This window comes from Gudongella sp. QWL-04 (assembly GCF_058683975.1).
Window position 1 is genome coordinate 345,834 of sequence record NZ_CM178754.1, and the last position, 17,097, is coordinate 362,930.

Below are 17,097 nucleotides of genomic sequence, written 5' to 3' on the forward strand. Positions count from 1 at the left end.
AGAGATTTGGAAGCATTGCTCGCATCATATGTCTGGGTATTCAGTAACCTTATATGGATAAATATTCTTCTCGCCATAGCCTTGGTTTTTTTTGAAAGGAGAAATCCAACATCAACCTGGCTATGGCTAATGGCGCTGTTATTCCTGCCAGGTATAGGATTTATCTTATACCTTTTCATCGGCCAGGATATGTCAAAGAAAAAGATGTTTAAGCTTAAAAGTGAAGAGGATGACTGCTTTGACATACTTATAGCTGACCAGGAGAAAAATCTCACGACACGTGAGTTTCTTAAAAGTAACCCGGAGTATAAGAAATATGATGACATTGTAAAACTTAATTTGATGAGCAGCAAGGCTGTATACACCGTCGACAACGACGTTGAGCTTTTATTCAGCGGAGAGGACAAATTTGCAGTACTTCTTGATAGTATCGATAACGCCAAGAAATACATCCATATGGAATACTATATATTCCACAGCGATCAAATCGGAAGCAAGGTACTTGATGCGCTGATCAGAAAGGCGGAGCAGGGAGTCGAGGTAAAGCTTCTAATTGATGGAATGGGAGGCAGAAGGATATCTAAAAAAGCCTTGGAGAGATTAAGGCTCGCAGGAGGTAGTACTGCATTCTTTTTCCCTCCTTTTATTCCGGTCGTAAACGTAAGGATCAACTACAGAAACCACAGGAAGATATGTATCATAGATGGTGAAGTGGCTTTTATGGGAGGATTTAACATAGGGGATGAATACCTTGGCCTATCCAAAAAATTTGGCTATTGGAGAGATACTCACTTGAAGCTTAAGGGCTCAGTTATAAGCTCTCTTCAATGGCAGTTTTTCCTTGACTGGAGATTTGCGACAGGAAAGGAACTGACTGGCTGTCAGAGCTATATCGGTGCAGAGCTTAATGAGGAGAAGGTTGGGGTACAGATAGTTAGCAGCGGTCCCGATTCTAAATGGCCCAGCATTAAGGATGGTTATCTTAAGATGATTACAAATGCTGAAAAGAAGCTCTATCTGGAAACTCCTTACTTCATTCCTGATGACAGTATCTTTGAAGCTTTGAAGATAGCAGGCCTTTCGGGTTTGGACGTCAGGATCATGATCCCCAACAAACCAGACCATCCATTTGTTTACTGGGCAGGATTAAGCTATATTGGAGACCTTCTTGAAGCAGGAGTAAGATTCTATACCTATGAACGGGGCTTTCTTCACTCAAAGGTAATGATAATGGACGACCTTGTATCGTCTGTTGGCACTGCAAATCTAGACATTAGAAGCTTTAAGCTCAACTTTGAGATAAACGCGTTTATTTATGACAGCGGCATAAATAAAGCACTGACAGATAGGTTTGTTGGAGATCTTCAAAACTGCCATGAGATAACCCTTGGGGAGTATATCAAGAGGTCCAGACTGATTAAAATGAAGGAGTCGGTATCCAGACTTCTTTCACCAATATTATAAGGAGGAGGAGCTATGAAATCAGAAGCGATAATGGGAAGCTACATACTTAATGGATTTATTGTTGTATCAGGGGATACATCGGTATTTGAAGGTATATCAAAGCCGCCGATTTATGAGGTGGTTAGAGTTGTGGCCGGGAAACCTCTCTTTCTTCAGGATCATCTGGACAGGATGTATAATTCCGGGAGCTTGATTGACTATGAAATTGGTTTTACAAAGGATGAGGTCAAAGGATACTGCAGTTTATGTATCGAAGAGAATGGTATTCAAAATAATAACATCAAACTTCTGGCCGTTGAGAATGATTCCGGAGAAAAACAGTTCATTGTAATGGCAGTTGAGAGCTTTTACCCACCTAAGAGCTATTATGCAGAAGGAATCAAGACAACCTTGCTTGACCACCAACGTGATAATCCAAATGCCAAGGTACAGCATGGAGACTACAAGCAGAGGGTAAAGGATGCGATGGATAAGGCTGGTGCATTTGAGGTGCTGTTGAAGAATGAGGACGGCTTCATTTTAGAGGGCAGCAGATCAAACATGTTTTATGTCATCGAAGATAAAATGTATACTGCACCAAGTGAAGATGTACTCTTGGGAATCACTAGGAAGCATATAATCAAATTGTGTCAGGAAATTGGATATAATGTGGAGGAAAAAAAGCTCCATATTGACGATATGGAAACAGTAGATGGGATGTTCATTTCGGGAACCAGCATTGGGGTGCTTCCCATAACTTACGTGGATGCATACGTGCTTGATTCTGTAAACAACACAGCTATAAAGAAACTGCTTGATGCCTATGATGCAATGATATACAAAACCCTGGATCGATCATGATCGATCCAGGGTTTTGATTTTTGATTATTTCTCTACAGCTAGCCTTGCAATTTCCACTATTGTAAGCGCTGCCAGCTTCATCCCTTCTACAGTTATGAACTCATATTTACCATGGAAGTTGTATCCTCCGGTGAACAGATTGGGACATGGAAGTCCCATAAAGGATAACCTGGAGCCATCCGTTCCCCCTCTTATCGGTTTTATCTTAGGCTCTATATCAAGTCTCACCATAGCTCTTTCAGCAAGTTCGATTATTTTATAAACCGGTTCGATCTTTTCTTTCATATTGTAGTACGAATCCTTTAATGTCAGATCTGAAACTGGACCGTACTTCTTGTTTATATACTCTACAGCTTCCTGAAGGATCGATTTCTTATTAATAAACTCCTCCATGGAATGATCTCGGATGATATAGCTTAACTCTGTTTTTTCAACTGTACCATCGATCCTCATTAGATGGAAAAATCCTTCATAGCCTTCAGTATATTCAGGCCTTTGATTTGCAGGCAGCATGCTGTCGAGTTCATGAGCGATATGGATTGAGTTTAACATCTTGTCTTTAGCTGTTCCAGGGTGTACATTTCTTCCGCTGATAGTTATCTTTGCCGAAGCAGCATTAAAATTTTCATACTCAAGCTCGCCAACAGGTCCGCCGTCCACAGTATAAGCCCAATCCGCTCCAAATGCTTCAACGTTGAAGTGGTCAGCTCCCCTTCCGATTTCCTCATCAGGAGTAAATGCTATCCTGATTTCGCCATGTATGATTTCAGGGTTATTTATAAGGTACTCAACTGCAGTAACTATCTCGGCTATTCCGGCTTTGTTATCTGCTCCAAGCAGAGTAGAACCGTCAGTAGTAACTATGGTTTTTCCAATGAGCTGACTTAATTCAGGGAAATCCTTTGGCGACAAAATAATCTCCCCAGCTGGATCAAGCAGTATGTCACCTCCATCGTAGTTCTCTACCAACCGTGGAGTAACATTTTTCCCAGACATATCCGGACTGGTATCCATGTGGGCTATGAAACCTATGATTGGTAGCTCGGCATCGGTGTTAGCAGGAAGCGTTGCTGTTACGTAGCCATTCTCATCCAAAATGACCTTCTCCAGTCCCAGTGACCTCAATTCAACAGCGATGTATTTTCCAAGGGTTAATTGTCCCTCAGAACTGGGAACCGACGTTGAGCTTTCATCTGAAGTGGTTTCGATCCTTACATACTCAAAAAACCTATCTATTATATTGTCCATATGATCCCTCCTTGTTCTATTCTACATTATAATTATAAATTAAGTCATGTTATTTCAAAAGTGGTTATTTTTAGCAATAATATGTTGTAATATGCTATAATAATGGGCATACATATAGGGAAAATGAGCAAGGAGGTAAGAATATGACCGTTAAAATTATCACCGACAGCTGTTGTGATTTACCACCAGAGCTTGCTGCTGAGCTGGGCTTGGAGGTTCTACCGCTATTGGTTATAAATGAAGAAAGTGAGTACAGGGATCAACTTGATATAACTCCAAAGGGTGTTTACGATGGAATGAGAGAAGGAAAGATCTATAGAACATCTCAAGTACCGCCCCATGTATTCGAGGAATCCTTTGAAAGAATCGCCAGGGAGGGTAAATCAGCAATATATCTTGGCTTTTCCTCTGAGCTTTCTGCAACGTTTCAGTCGGCAAGAATGGCAAGAAACAGTATTTTGGAAAAGTATCCAGAATTTGACTTAGAGCTTATAGACACTAAAGCAGCATCCGGAGGATTTGGGATGATCGTCTATGAGACTGTGAAGAAGGCTAATGAAGGCGCTTCTAAGGAAGAGGTGCTCAAAACTGCTAATTTTTATATTGAAAGCGTAGATCATATTTTTACTGTAGATGACATCGAGTACCTTTACAGAGGCGGCAGGATATCCAAAACAAGTGCACTTCTGGGGGGAATGCTTAACATTAAGCCTGTGCTGGAGGTCAAGGAAGGGAAGCTGGGACCGGTAGACAAGGTTAGAGGCAGGCAGAAGGCATTGAAAAGGATACTTGAACTTATGGAAGAAAGAGCAGTTGATAAAAATCTGTCCAAGAAGAAGGTATTCATCTTCCACGGTGATGACCCTGAGGCTGCTGAAAGGATCAAAGAAATGATAACAGAGAAGTTTGGTGTGAATGACTTTTATATTGGCTTGATAGGAGCTGTTATAGGCGCTCATACAGGCCCAGGGACATTAAGTGTATTTTACTCAAAGAGAAGTCTGGAATGATCTGGAGGTAGACTATGAGATGGATCAAGGTATTTTTAGTTTTTGTGATAGCTTTTGTTGTGCTGTTTTCAGGAACTCTTGCATATCTAACCATCATAGATTCTGATCTTGAAGGTTCCATACCTCTTTCTGTGATCAATAACCAGGTTGCTGAAATCCCTTTAGGAGAAACCATAGGCATAACTACTCTCAACATTGGATATGGCGGACTGGATCAGAGGCAGACATCCTATTTTGAAGGAGGAAAACCGGAGAAAAGAGCTGAAAAGGTTGATATTCAGGAGAACCTTGATTCACTTGTTCTCGGTCTTGACTCCACAGACTCGGAGATATTCTTTATCCAGGAGGTAGATATTGACTCCTCCAGAAGTTATAAAGTAGATCAATCGGAGTACTTTAGGATTAACTATCCACATTTTGGAAGCGTGTTCGGGATCAATCACGAGTCTGACTTTATCCCGATTCCGATATTAAGGCCGGTCGGAAAGGTAAAAAGCGGATTGATGACAATGTCCCGGTACAATATCTCAAGAGCTGAAAGACACAACCTTTATAATTCTGACAGCTGGCCTATGGATTTGTTTCTTATGGACAGGTGCTTTGTTGAAACCAGGCATCCGGTACGTAATGGTGGAGAACTGGTACTTATAAACCTTCAGCTTTCACCCTATAACGATAAGGAAATAACCAGAGAAATGCAGCTCAGAGAGCTAAGCAGCTTCATAAGCTCCGAGTATTCAGAGGGAAATTATGTTATCGTTGGCGGTGATTGGAGTCACAATCTCCCAGGTACTGATCCATTGGGATTTTATGCTGTGGAAGCATGGCCAGGCTGGCTTAAGGATCTGCCTGGAGACTTTGTTCCTGAGGGCTTTTCCTGGGCAATTGACATGGAAACTCCTACAAAGAGATCACTGAAAGAACCTTACTTGTCAGGGATAACTTTTAAGGCTGTGGTAGATGGATTTCTGATCTCTGACAACATATCCGTTGAGGGTATCTATACTATGGATGGGGATTTTGCCAATTCCCATCATAACGCAGTTACATTGAAGATGAAGATAGCTAACTGAGAAAGAATTATGGGAGAGAGTTGATAGTTTGATGGGTACTACTGCTGCATTTTTTGACATAGACGGAACGATTTTTAGAAATTCTCTTATGATCGAGCATTTCAGAAAGCTGATAAGCTTTGAGATTATTGATCCAGAGGTTTGGTATACCAAGGTAAAGAAGGCTTATGATGAATGGGAAAGAAGATACGGGGACTTTGAGGAATACCTTGAGATCCTTGCAGGTGTGTATCTTGATGAACTCAAGGGAATCAAAAGAGACCATGTGGATTACGTTGCAAACCATGTAATAGAGACAAACTGGGATATGGTATATAAATATTCCAGAGGTCAGATCGACTGGCACAAATCTATGGGGCATAAGGTCTTCTTCATATCAGGAAGCCCTGACTTCCTAGTATCCAGGATGGCCGAAAAGTATGGAGCAACAGAATATCGGGGAACTGAATACTTCGTAGATGATGATAATAGGTTTACAGGCGTGATAAGGAGGATGTGGGACTCTGAGAGCAAGAAAAAGGCTGTAGATGAGATCATTTCGGCTCATAATGTCGATCTTGATTCAAGCTATGCTTATGGAGACACCACTGGAGACCTTTCTATGTTAAGAAGGATTGGGAATCCTGTAGCAATAAATCCAAATAAGGAGCTATTGACAGAGATCAAGGAGGACAGGCTTTTATCCACCAAGATAACCATAATAGTGGAGAGAAAGAACGTGATATATAAATGCACCCCCGATGTGGAGGTGCTGTAGACCAGTCTGCTGGTCTATTATTTTTTATGCTGGAGTTGAAGCTCCTCGAGAAATCTTGAGACTTTGACACCCTCTCCATTTATAGAGTCATAGCTTATAAGATGAAGCTTTTTCCTCGCTCTCGTCATGCCCACATAAAAAATTCTTCTTTCCTCTTCATAAAGCTCAAATGAGCCTTTATTAAGTCCTTCAATACTGGACTGAGACGGAAACTCGCCATCCACAAGATCAACTATATATACATGATCGTACTCAAGCCCTTTTGATGCGTGGATGGTGGACAAGGCAACACCTGTTTTACTGCGATCCTGATCTGAAAATGCTGCCTCGAGCTTTCTCATCCTATCCTTGAAATCGTCTTTATTATGGGACTTCCTTGCTATGCAGCTTAAGTGGTATAACATTTCCTTGAGATAGTCAAAGGTATACCCCGACCTTTGAGAATTCTCTCTTAGATATTCAACATATTTTAATTTATCCTCGATGAATCTTATTGCAGGCTCAGGCTTTAGCTTTGCCAATCTCCTGAAGTCAAGCTCCAGCTCATTTATCTGACGCCTGTAAAACTCTGTGAGACCCGGAAAACAAAGTAATCTTTTCCATACGGTTTCGTTATGTCCTTTATTCATTACATGCTGCATCATCCTCTTTGATATATAACCCTTAGACTTGAAATAAATATTTTCAAAAGCTGCCATGTCTTTTGGGTCCTCAGCAAGTTTTAGGAAACTCTCTATATCCTTGATCAGCCAATGATTGAAGAACCTCAGCCGTGAGTCTCTTGTGTAGAAGGGGATGCCATTAGCATGGAGTGCATTTGCTATTCCTATGGAGGAAAGATTATTCCTGAAAAGTACGGCTGTTTCAGAAGGAACTGCACCATTAGATAGCTCATCAATCAAATAACTATATTGATCATCAGCTGCCTTAAACCTCAATACCTGAACGGGTTCAAGCTGGTGATTATTCGTCCTTACCATCTTGCTATACCTGCCGCTGTTTTGAGATATAAACTTCCCGGATACTGAAACAATGCTTGCACTGGATCTGTAATTATCCTCCATGAAATACAATATTCCTTCAGGGAAATCCTCTGAAAAGGAAAGGAGGCCCTCTGGATGAGCACCTCTGAATCCATATATCGATTGGTCATCGTCAGCAACTATAAAAAGATTGTTTATGGGTTCTGACAGCAACTTAAGTATAACAAGCTGAAGCTTGGAAGTATCCTGACCTTCGTCAAGCTGAATATACTTATATTTTGACCTGTAGTGCCCAAGAAGAATGGGATGCTTGAGAAATAGCCTATAGGATATACCAAGCATATCGTCAAAATCAATTAGTCTGTTTTTTTTCTTGAAATCCTCATAGGCTGTGAAAAGCTCAGGGAAGCACTCAATGTCAGATGCCCTGGAAGAGTCGTAATTCCTTAGCTCCAGCATCATATTCTTTATATATCCGGTATGTGAAAAGAAACCCTCCAGCTTTTCTTCGGTTATTTGATAACCATTTTTTTCAAGGTAAAGACTTTTGACTATATTAAATTTATTAAAGCTTGTGCTCTCGTCTTCAATAAGCCGGAAGCTCTTGCCAGAGTTCTTTGCAAAGTCCCTTACAACACCAAAACAAAAGGCATGAATCGTTGAGAAATCTGGTACGGAGCTATTAGGGAAGCTTCTCCTATACCGTGCAGACATATCTCTGGCTGAGGCTCTACTGAATGTGATCGACAATATGCTTGAAGGATCAACGCCCAGCTCATGTATCAATCCATAGGTTCTATGGATCAGTACAGTTGTTTTGCCCGCACCTGGTACAGCAAGGACTAATGCTGGTCCATCCTTATGCTTTATTGCTGCTTCTTGCTCTCTGCTGAATCTCATTATGCACCTCCTGAAATCAAGATTAATTTTATCATAAAACAAGTGATTATGGATATTAATATGAATATAGTTAAAATGCATGACCTGGTATTAAGAAACTAAGGCAGCACCCCTCGCTTCCAGCTTTCAAAACTATATTATCTTTGATAAACGGATAGAAATGTAATATAATTGTTTTAGATCAAAACTAGGAGTTCCAAGCGATGAAAATATTTAAAAGATTTGACTCTCATTTTATACACCTAATAAATACAAGGATCAAAAACAAGTACCTGGACAGGATCATGGTCAGAGTGACAGATCTGGGAGGGGCGGTGTTTACGACTATATTCGCAATGGCACTTGTTGTTTTTGGTTCAAGACAGGTAAGGCTTATTGGCCTGGAAGCAATAGTGGCTTTATCATTTGGACAGATATTCGTTCAATCACTCAAGAAGCTTTTCAGCAGGGAGAGGCCATATAAGATCCTTGAACAGCTTCACACCTTTGGTATAGATCTTAGTGATTATTCATTTCCTTCAGGTCATACGACAGCCAGCTTTTCCCTTGCCACGACAATAGCTCTTAACATGCCGCGATTTACAATATTGGTACTTTTTATGGCGATCATAATCGGAATGAGCAGGATATATTTGGGAGTTCATTATCCTACTGACGTTGCTGCGGGTATAATTTTGGGTATAACTGCAAGTGTAACAGTACACATGCATTTCCTTCCTTTTGTGGGGAGGCTTGGTTCAATTATCGGAATCAATTAACATATCATTTTATATCAAGGAGGAGTAGCACATGAATATGATGAACTTTTTAAAGACAAGAAAATCAACAAGGGAATTCAAGAAAAAAGCCATTACTGAAGCCGACTTAACCAAGGTTGAAGGTCTCGTCAGCAGTATCAATGGAGAGCTTTCCGGTATAAACATGAAGGTAAAGCTTTATGAGTATGGTCAACATATTTATGACAGTCTCAGGGGTCTTGGAGGCTATGCCGGCGTAATGATCGAAAGTCCTCACTATATAGCATTTGATTTTTCTGCAAAGGACGAAAAGACTCTACTATTCAGCGGCTATAACATGGAAAAGCTTGTAACCGGCTTGAATAACATGGGTCTTGGCACATGCTGGGTTAGCTTGAATGGCGTTGAAAAGGAACGTAAAACAGCAATTTTTGGAGATACCTCAAGTGATTACGAAGCAATTCTTGCATTCGGTTATCCTAAACCTAAAAATCCTTTTATTCATGAGCCATTCAGCGAGAGACTTGGAGTGGAAGAGCTTGTATTCAAAGAAAAGCTTGATAATCCTATAACTATGGACGAGCTGGAAATGAGAAGTCTTGGGGACCTTTTGTTCTATATAAGGTTTGCACCATCAAGATTCAACAAGCAGCCCTGGAGGTTTGTTGTTCATGATACCCAAATTGATTTGTTTGTCGTAGAGGAAGGCGGGGACAACAATCTCATGGATGCCGGGATAGTAATGTATTACTGTGAGGAGCTTGCTAAGCTGCAGGGGATCGGTACAGGCTGGGAGATAAGCCTTGATGATATCGAGGTCGATGGTAAAAAGTACAGACATATCGGGAGCTTTAAGCTTTAAGGTAGAGGGGACCCTCTACCTTTTTTCTGAAGAGACCGTCGAGAGAGTGAGATAATGGAGACAAAAAGAAAAAATTATATGACTCTGGCAGAAGGATTCTACCGTGAAGGTGACCAGAATAAAGCTATTAGTATGTATTTAAAGGCTCTGGACTTCCAAGGTACAGTTGAGGATGAATGTCTTATTCTATTCAATCTTGGTGCAATTTATCTTGAGCAAGGCAAGCTTGATAAAGCCAAAGAATTTAATCAAAGAATACTTTCATTGAGCAATACGACGAGAGATGTATACTACCAGCTAGGTGTGATCAGTGAAGAGGAAGGCAAGCTGGATGAGTCGGTAGAGTACTATTCCAAGGCTATACAGCTGGAACCTGATGATATAGACAGTAGGTATAACCTTGCTCTTGTATATGAAAAACTGGGAAGTCCGGAGGAGATGGAGAGGCTTTACCATGAAATACTGGAGCTTGATCCAAACCATTGGTATACTTTAAATAATTTGGGAGCTATGGAGGAAACCAGAGGAAACTATGAACTTGCCAGAGCTTTTCTTGATAAAAGTATAAAGGAAAATCCAGGATTCTATCTCTCAAGATTTAATATGGGCGTTGTTTTGAAGGCCTTAGGAGATATGGATAGATCAGTTGAGGAGTATACAAAAGCTAAGGATCTAAAGCCTGACTTCGGTAATGTGTATCTTAATATTTCTGCCATAAGGATAGAGCAGAACAGACTCGATGAAGCAATTGATATACTCACAGAAGGGATACTGTATTCTCCTTCTGCACATGACCTGTACTATAATAGAGCATGCTGCCTTTCAAAATTGGGAAGGAAGGATGAGGCTCTGCTTGATCTGGATTCCGCAACGAAGCTAAATCCTTATCTGGCAGTTTGGATCAGGAGAGATAAGGATTTTGAGATTCTAAGAGAGGATCAAGTTTTTAAGGACATATTAGAAAAAGCTATGGAAGCAATACAGAAAGGAAGATAACTGGATGATCATAATAAAAACAGTGGAAGAAATCGAAAAAATGAAAAAGGCCGGTGAGCTTCTGGCTGGCCTGCACAAAGAGATCGCAAAGCTAATAAAGCCCGGTATAACTACCATGGAGATAGATAGGTTCGTCGAGGACTACCTTGGTGAAAGAGGAGCTGTTCCTGAGCAAAAAGGCTACCATGGATACCCTTATGCTACGTGTGCATCTCTGAATGATGAAATTTGTCATGGTTTTCCTAGGGATGAAAAGCTAAAGGAAGGAGATATCCTTGCAATCGATATGGTGGTAAGGCTTGATGGCTGGTTGGCAGATTCTGCATGGAGTTACACTGTCGGAAAGGTTTCTGAGGAAGCCCAAAAACTCCTGGATGTAACCAGAAAGTCGCTATACCTGGGAATCGCGAAGGCCATTCCGGGGAACAGACTAGGTGATATCGGAAGTGCCATTCAACAATATGTTGAATCAAATGGGTTTTCTGTAGTCAGAGATTTTGTTGGTCACGGAATTGGAAAGGACATGCATGAAGATCCTCAGGTCCCTCATTATGGGAAACCGGGGAGGGGTGTTAGATTAATAGAGGGCATGGTTTTCACAATCGAGCCTATGGTAAATGCTGGAGAATACGGCATGAAGCTGGATGAAAACAAATGGACTGCCAGAACAATAGACGGCAGACTATCAGCCCAGTACGAGCACACGATAGCAATAACAAAGGATGGGCCGATAATCCTGACAGACCAGAATGAGCCGAGAGATTAGGGGGTAGTGCAATGATCAAGACATACTCAAAAAGAGAAGAGATAATCAACAGTATAACTCATGGAGCAGGAGTCCTGTTCGGAGTAGGTGCTCTTCTTGCTATGCTCATAGTATCAGTCAAGAGCGGAGATCCCTCAAAAATAGCAGCATTCGCCGTGTATGGTGCATGTATAATTATTATGTATTTGTCATCCACTCTTTATCACTCAGTATCCGGACCAAAAGTAAAATCAATATTGAGAGTATTGGATCATTCCTCTATTTTCCTCTTTATAGCTGGAACATATACTCCGGTTTTGGTTTTAGCACTTAATGGATCATCGAAATGGATCTATCTGGCAGCTATCTGGACAGTTGCTCTGGCAGGTGTCATTTTTAAGATCATGACCCATGGGAAATTTGACAGATATAAAGCTGTATCACTTGCCATTTACATTGGTATGGGTTGGTTGGCGATCCTGCCGATAAAAATGATAATACAGTCTACTTCCTGGGGTTTTTTTGGATTCATACTCGGAGGAGGATTGCTTTATTCACTTGGTACGATTTTTTATGCCATCAAAAAGATACCATATAATCATGGTATTTGGCATTTATTCGTGCTTGCTGCCAGTGCGCTTCATTTCGTGGGGATAATGATCTATCTGAAATAACAGCTTTAACTCCAGACCATATTAAAGTAGCAAATGACAGAAAATAAGTTACAATAATATTAATATAAAATAATATAAATCATAAAACGAGATATATAAGGCGTTCGAGTTTATTGATTGTAAATTAAAACATATGTTCAGGTTGACCATAATATATTTATTTGGGTATAATATTCTGGAATTCACTAAAAAGGAGGAATATTATGGCTAAAAAAAGTCAACCTAAAGCCTCAAGAAACGGTATTTTGAAGAATATTGAGAGAGTAGGAAATGCACTTCCTCACCCTGCTATCATATTTGTAATACTGAGTGCAGTGGTAATTTTAGCTTCATACCTGGTTTCAATGGCTGGAACCGCAGTAACTTATTATGATGCGAGAGCAGGTGCAGAGGCCACTGTAACAGCGTCAAATCTTCTTTCAGCGGATGGACTTCGCTATATTTTCAATACCGCTACCACAAACTTTACCGGCTTTGCTCCACTAGGAACCGTCCTGGTAGCAATGTTAGGAGTTGGAGTTGCTGAATGGTCAGGACTTATCAATACTTCACTTAAAAAGCTTTTAACTAACGTTCATCCAAGACTTCTTACCGCAGTTGTTGTCTTTGCTGGAATAATGTCCAACATAGCATCAGATGCTGGATATGTAGTAGTAATTCCATTAGGTGCAGTTGTTTTTGCAAGTGCAGGAAGACACCCAATAGCTGGCCTGGCTGCCGCTTTCGCAGGAGTTTCTGCCGGATTTTCAGCTAATCTTTTGATTGGAACCCTTGATCCGCTGCTTGGGGGGATAACCAATGAAGCCCTTAGAAGTGCTGGAATAGAGTATTCAATACTACCTACAGCAAACTATTATTTTATGTTCGTTTCAACTTTTATTCTCACATTCCTTGGAACTTTTGTAACCGAAAAGATAATAGAGAAGAACCTGGGAGAATATAAAGGAAGTTATAGACCTGACAAGGAGCATGTTACTGAAATCGAGAACAAAGGTCTGAGAAATGCGGGCTTGTCTCTTCTATTATTCTCAGCAATAATGCTGGCTCTTATAGTACCTGAAAACGGGCTTTTAAGATCAGCTGACGCAACAGGAGCGTTGACGGTGAATGAATTCCTTAGCAAGGGTCTGATATTTATGATCCTTCTAATATTCATGATCCCTGGAGCAGTATATGGAAAAACAATTGGTAAAATAAAAAACAGCAACGACCTTATAGAATCAATGACCGATGCGATGAAGAGCATGGGAGGATACCTTGTTCTTGCTTTCTTTGCAGCTCAGTTTGTTGCATATTTTGGGAAGTCTAATCTTGGCACCATCCTTTCAGTCAAGGGAGCAGAATTCCTCGAAAGCATTGGATTTACAGGATTACCATTAGTAATAGGATTCATCCTTGTGTCAGCCTTTATAAATCTATTCATGGGATCAGCTTCAGCTAAATGGGCAATAATGGCTCCTGTATTCGTTCCGATGATGATGAGACTTGGACTGAGCCCTGAACTTACACAGGCTGCTTTTAGGATTGGAGACTCATCTACAAACATCATTACTCCACTTATGAGCTACTTTGCCATGATAGTTGTATTTGCGAAGAAATACGATGAGGAAAGTGGAATTGGAACTATAATAGCTACAATGATACCATACTCAATAGTATTCCTTATTGGCTGGACAGCATTGATGGTGTTCTGGTATTTCATGGGCTGGCCATTAGGACCGGGAGCATTCATTCATGTTTAACAAACAGAAGGGCCACAAATCGCCTTTTGTTATAAGGAGGAACCAATATGATAAATGAAAACAGGCTACTGGATAGTTTCTTACGTTATGTACAGATCGACAGCCCTACCACTGAGGAGAAGCAGCTTGCTCAAATGCTGAAGGAAGAAATGGAACAGCTGGGTCTTGAGGTCAGGACAGATGATGCAGGAGGCATAACTGGAAGCAATACAGGGAATCTGATTGGCATCCTTAAAGGAGGATCTGAAGGTGAATCCATCCTTTTTAGTGCTCATATGGACACAGTTTCACCATGCAGAGGAGTTAAGCCTCAGATAAGAGATGGTGCTATATACAGTGACGGGACCACGATACTGGGTGGAGATGACAAGGCTGGAATAGCTGCTATAATGGAGGCTATCAGGGTAGTCACAGAAAAGGGACTCCCTCACAATGGCATAGAGGTAGTATTTACAATATTTGAGGAAGGTGGCCTTAAGGGCTCGGCAAATCTGGATTACTCGTTTATTAGATCTAAAAAGGCATTTGTCCTGGATAGCAGTGGAGATCCTGGAAGGATAATCACAAGAGGACCTGCCCAGAACAAGATAACTGCAGTATTCAAAGGCAAGGAAGCCCATGCAGGGGTTGCTCCGGAGGATGGTATTAGTGCCATCCAAATGGCTGCTGACGCCATATCTGTGATGAAGCTATTAAGAATCGATGAGGAGACAACTGCAAACATCGGATCGATAGGTGGCGGAGGTGCGACCAACATAGTCCCTTCTCGTGTTACGATCCAGGCCGAGGCAAGAAGCTTGAAGGAAGACAAGCTTCTTGAGCAGACCAAGCATATGACAGATGCTATGGAGACTGCAGCAAAGAAATACGGAGGTTCAGTAGAAATAATTGTGGAAAGAGCATATGGCGCATTCAGTGTACCTGATGAAAGCCCGGTGGTCAAAGCTATTGAAAAAGCATTCCATAACCTTGGGATCAACGCAGAAATTGTTGGCTCAGGTGGAGGAAGCGATACAAATAATTTTAATTCGAACGGAATCGAGGCAGTTAATATAGCAATTGGAGAGAGAAATGCCCACACCCTGGAGGAACACATATTTATTGATGATATCAACACATCTGCAAAACTGGTACTCGAGCTTATAAAGCTTCACAGCTAGAAGTTTGATCTCAAAGGCACCTTATTGGATAGGTGCCTTTACTAATGGTTGCAAAGACTTGATAGGTCAGTTAGAATGGAAAGGTAACTCAATCACAGGAGACGGCTTATGGGAAGAGAATTGAAACTAACTGAAGGAAAAATAATAGGTACATTGACCAGGCTGGCATTCCCGATCATGGGCACCTCCTTTATCCAGATGGCATACAATCTGACGGATGTTATGTGGCTGGGGCGGCTTAGTACTGATTCAGTCGCTGCTGTGGGTACAGCAGGATTCTTCCTGTGGCTGGCTGCATCTCTTGTCATGATCTCTCAGGTCGGGATAGGTGTAAGTGTCGCACAGAACTATGGAAGAGGTGATAAAAAAGAGGCAAGAAGGTATATAACCTCAGGATTTCAGCTCAACATAGCTATCTCATTGACATATGGAGCGGCACTTTATTTATTCAGGGAGCAGATAATTGGCTTCTTCAATATTCGAGAATCAAATGTGGCAGAAATGGCTGTAAGCTATCTTTCCATAATCAGTACAGGGATGATCTTTTTCTTCATGAACCCAGTTTTCTCAACGACTCTCAACAGCTCGGGCAACAGCGTCACACCATTTAAGACCAACACAATTGGACTTATTGTAAATATGGTTCTTGACCCGTTGCTTATTTTCGGGATTGGTCCCTTCCCAAGGCTTGAGGTAGAAGGAGCAGCTATTGCTACTGTAACGGCTCAGATAGTAGTAACAATGATCTTCTTATACATTGGTACCAGGAACGGCACTCTATATTCCCATGTAAGGATAATTGAGAAACCGGTATATAATAGAATATCAAGGATCGCTGAGCTTGGGATACCTCCCTTTGTTCAGATGGGAACACATGCTGTGGTAAGTATAATAATCACTCGACTGGTAGCAGGCTTTGGTTCAATACCAATAGCGGTCCAGAGCATAGGTTCGCAGATCGAGTCTATTTCCTGGATGACCTCCGAGGGTTTTGCTTCAGCAATATCAGCGTTTGTAGGACAGAATTACGGAGCTGGAAAGGTTGATCGGATAAGAGAAGGTTATCAAAAAGGCATAAGGATACTTGGCGGATTTGGTATTTTTGCATCCTTGATGCTTATTTTTGCAGCCGAGTCCTTATTTTCATTATTTACGCCTGGAGACCCTGAAGCAATAAGGGAAGGGGTCAAATATCTAAGGATCCTTGGATTGTCACAATTATTTATGAGTATTGAAATAGGAACAGCAGGTGCTTTTAACGGATTAGGAAAAACCTTACCACCTACTGTGGTTGGAATGACCTTAAATGCATCAAGGATACCGCTGGCAGTAATAATGTCTTCCACGGCTCTCGGATTAATGGGGATATGGTGGGCAATCTCAATATCCAGTATTCTAAAGGGCTTGATAATATACCTTTGGTTCAAAGTAGTTTTGATAAATATAAGGCAGGTCTCTGTTACCTAGAGGACCTGCCTACTCTTCTTTGGGCAAGGATGTTTATCCCGGACCCAATTATATTCTCGATCAATATCTGTCCTTTTTCAACTGGTGCTTCTACTCTAAGGCGTCGTATTTCCTCAAGAACAACATCTGAGATGTCCTTTGGGACAGGGATGCTGGAGACAACCGGCAGCCTGCCCATTGGACCGTTTATCAAAATGCACCGACCAGTAATTACTTTGCTCTCATCTGAAATCAGCTTTCGTGCATAATCTACTCCCCTGCCACAACTATTGCCGGTTACTTTGATCTCAGCTTCTGACCCATCTATTGAAAGCAGGCATCCCACTGAACATATATTGCATTTACCATTAAAATTACTCAATATTAACACCTCGATTGAAATTATAGCATACAAGTTGCCACTGGTCCAATAATCTAGTAAAATCTTAATTAAGGTTGG

16 protein-coding genes are annotated in these 17,097 nt (G+C 41.1%); 13 read left to right on the forward strand and 3 right to left on the reverse strand.

The genetic code is table 11. From position 1 onward, the window contains the following. The first annotated feature begins 6 nt into the window (after positions 1-6). Positions 7-1,464: a cardiolipin synthase gene (cls, locus tag AC4PHB_RS01745; RefSeq protein WP_492136947.1), complete on the forward strand. Its 1,458-nt coding sequence runs from the start codon at positions 7-9 to the stop codon at positions 1,462-1,464. Between the two features lie 12 nt (positions 1,465-1,476). Further along, positions 1,477-2,304 (forward strand): aminotransferase class IV, encoded by an 828-nt coding sequence (locus AC4PHB_RS01750; protein ID WP_492136948.1) that lies wholly within the window; start codon positions 1,477-1,479, stop codon positions 2,302-2,304. A 24-nt stretch (positions 2,305-2,328) separates the two neighbouring features. Here AC4PHB_RS01750 and pepT read toward each other — a convergent pair whose 3' ends face one another. Next, positions 2,329-3,552 (reverse strand): peptidase T, encoded by a 1,224-nt coding sequence (gene pepT, locus AC4PHB_RS01755; protein ID WP_492136949.1) that lies wholly within the window; start codon positions 3,550-3,552, stop codon positions 2,329-2,331. A 143-nt stretch (positions 3,553-3,695) separates the two neighbouring features. On the opposite strand from pepT, the gene AC4PHB_RS01760 reads away from it, so the two are divergent. Genes AC4PHB_RS01760 through AC4PHB_RS01770 form a run of 3 tightly spaced genes read left to right on the forward strand, consistent with a single transcriptional unit; the run spans position 3,696 to position 6,392 of the window. Beyond that, positions 3,696-4,562: a DegV family protein gene (locus AC4PHB_RS01760; RefSeq protein ID WP_492136950.1), complete on the forward strand. Its 867-nt coding sequence runs from the start codon at positions 3,696-3,698 to the stop codon at positions 4,560-4,562. A 14-nt stretch (positions 4,563-4,576) separates the two neighbouring features. Next, entirely contained in the window at positions 4,577-5,635 is a 1,059-nt protein-coding gene (locus AC4PHB_RS01765) for an endonuclease/exonuclease/phosphatase family protein (protein ID WP_492136951.1), read from the forward strand. Positions 5,636-5,666: 31 nt separating this feature from the next. Continuing rightward, positions 5,667-6,392: an HAD family hydrolase gene (locus AC4PHB_RS01770; RefSeq protein WP_492137734.1), complete on the forward strand. Its 726-nt coding sequence runs from the start codon at positions 5,667-5,669 to the stop codon at positions 6,390-6,392. A 17-nt stretch (positions 6,393-6,409) separates the two neighbouring features. Here the strand turns inward: AC4PHB_RS01770 and AC4PHB_RS01775 are convergent, their stop codons facing one another. After that, positions 6,410-8,275, reverse strand: a complete 1,866-nt coding sequence (locus tag AC4PHB_RS01775; RefSeq protein WP_492136952.1) for an ATP-dependent helicase — start codon at positions 8,273-8,275, stop codon at positions 6,410-6,412. A 203-nt stretch (positions 8,276-8,478) separates the two neighbouring features. Here AC4PHB_RS01775 and AC4PHB_RS01780 point away from each other — a divergent pair, with 203 nt between their 5' ends. The 8 genes from AC4PHB_RS01780 to AC4PHB_RS01815 all read left to right on the forward strand — a co-directional run bounded on the left by AC4PHB_RS01780 (position 8,479) and on the right by AC4PHB_RS01815 (position 16,658). Further along, positions 8,479-9,033 carry a phosphatase PAP2 family protein gene (locus AC4PHB_RS01780; RefSeq protein ID WP_492136953.1) on the forward strand — a complete coding sequence of 185 codons (555 nt, stop codon included), beginning with the start codon at positions 8,479-8,481 and terminating at the stop codon, positions 9,031-9,033. A gap of 31 nt (positions 9,034-9,064) precedes the next feature. Continuing rightward, positions 9,065-9,874: a nitroreductase family protein gene (locus tag AC4PHB_RS01785; protein ID WP_492136954.1), complete on the forward strand. Its 810-nt coding sequence runs from the start codon at positions 9,065-9,067 to the stop codon at positions 9,872-9,874. A gap of 54 nt (positions 9,875-9,928) precedes the next feature. Continuing rightward, positions 9,929-10,870: a tetratricopeptide repeat protein gene (locus tag AC4PHB_RS01790; RefSeq protein WP_492136955.1), complete on the forward strand. Its 942-nt coding sequence runs from the start codon at positions 9,929-9,931 to the stop codon at positions 10,868-10,870. Positions 10,871-10,874: 4 nt separating this feature from the next. Next, positions 10,875-11,636 (forward strand): type I methionyl aminopeptidase, encoded by a 762-nt coding sequence (map, locus tag AC4PHB_RS01795; RefSeq protein WP_492136956.1) that lies wholly within the window; start codon positions 10,875-10,877, stop codon positions 11,634-11,636. An 11-nt stretch (positions 11,637-11,647) separates the two neighbouring features. Further along, positions 11,648-12,289 (forward strand): PAQR family membrane homeostasis protein TrhA, encoded by a 642-nt coding sequence (gene trhA, locus AC4PHB_RS01800; RefSeq protein ID WP_492136957.1) that lies wholly within the window; start codon positions 11,648-11,650, stop codon positions 12,287-12,289. 203 nt (positions 12,290-12,492) lie between these two features. Further along, a complete protein-coding gene (locus AC4PHB_RS01805; protein ID WP_492136958.1) occupies positions 12,493-14,031 on the forward strand; it encodes an AbgT family transporter in 1,539 nt (512 codons plus the stop codon). 47 nt (positions 14,032-14,078) lie between these two features. Beyond that, positions 14,079-15,191: a M20/M25/M40 family metallo-hydrolase gene (locus tag AC4PHB_RS01810; protein ID WP_492136959.1), complete on the forward strand. Its 1,113-nt coding sequence runs from the start codon at positions 14,079-14,081 to the stop codon at positions 15,189-15,191. Positions 15,192-15,299: 108 nt separating this feature from the next. Continuing rightward, on the forward strand, positions 15,300-16,658 hold the full coding sequence (locus AC4PHB_RS01815) for an MATE family efflux transporter (RefSeq protein ID WP_492136960.1): 1,359 nt from the start codon (positions 15,300-15,302) through the stop codon (positions 16,656-16,658). On the opposite strand, the gene AC4PHB_RS01820 is transcribed toward AC4PHB_RS01815, so the two are convergent. After that, the gene (locus AC4PHB_RS01820) at positions 16,651-17,019 is read right to left on the reverse strand and encodes a DUF1667 domain-containing protein (protein ID WP_492136961.1); all 369 of its coding nucleotides are present in this window, start codon (positions 17,017-17,019) and stop codon (positions 16,651-16,653) included. The two genes, AC4PHB_RS01815 and AC4PHB_RS01820, sit on opposite strands and share 8 nt — an antisense overlap. Positions 17,020-17,097 lie beyond the last annotated feature (78 nt).

Coding starts and splice junctions, on each gene's coding strand:
- AC4PHB_RS01750 (WP_492136948.1), top strand. CDS start 1,477: ATGAAATCAGAAGCGATAATGGGAAGCTACATACTTAATGGATTTATT.
- pepT (WP_492136949.1), bottom strand. CDS start 3,552: ATGGACAATATAATAGATAGGTTTTTTGAGTATGTAAGGATCGAAACC.
- AC4PHB_RS01760 (WP_492136950.1), top strand. CDS start 3,696: ATGACCGTTAAAATTATCACCGACAGCTGTTGTGATTTACCACCAGAG.
- AC4PHB_RS01765 (WP_492136951.1), top strand. CDS start 4,577: ATGAGATGGATCAAGGTATTTTTAGTTTTTGTGATAGCTTTTGTTGTG.
- AC4PHB_RS01770 (WP_492137734.1), top strand. CDS start 5,667: ATGGGTACTACTGCTGCATTTTTTGACATAGACGGAACGATTTTTAGA.
- AC4PHB_RS01775 (WP_492136952.1), bottom strand. CDS start 8,275: ATGAGATTCAGCAGAGAGCAAGAAGCAGCAATAAAGCATAAGGATGGA.
- AC4PHB_RS01780 (WP_492136953.1), top strand. CDS start 8,479: ATGAAAATATTTAAAAGATTTGACTCTCATTTTATACACCTAATAAAT.
- AC4PHB_RS01785 (WP_492136954.1), top strand. CDS start 9,065: ATGAATATGATGAACTTTTTAAAGACAAGAAAATCAACAAGGGAATTC.
- AC4PHB_RS01790 (WP_492136955.1), top strand. CDS start 9,929: ATGGAGACAAAAAGAAAAAATTATATGACTCTGGCAGAAGGATTCTAC.
- map (WP_492136956.1), top strand. CDS start 10,875: ATGATCATAATAAAAACAGTGGAAGAAATCGAAAAAATGAAAAAGGCC.
- trhA (WP_492136957.1), top strand. CDS start 11,648: ATGATCAAGACATACTCAAAAAGAGAAGAGATAATCAACAGTATAACT.
- AC4PHB_RS01805 (WP_492136958.1), top strand. CDS start 12,493: ATGGCTAAAAAAAGTCAACCTAAAGCCTCAAGAAACGGTATTTTGAAG.
- AC4PHB_RS01810 (WP_492136959.1), top strand. CDS start 14,079: ATGATAAATGAAAACAGGCTACTGGATAGTTTCTTACGTTATGTACAG.
- AC4PHB_RS01815 (WP_492136960.1), top strand. CDS start 15,300: ATGGGAAGAGAATTGAAACTAACTGAAGGAAAAATAATAGGTACATTG.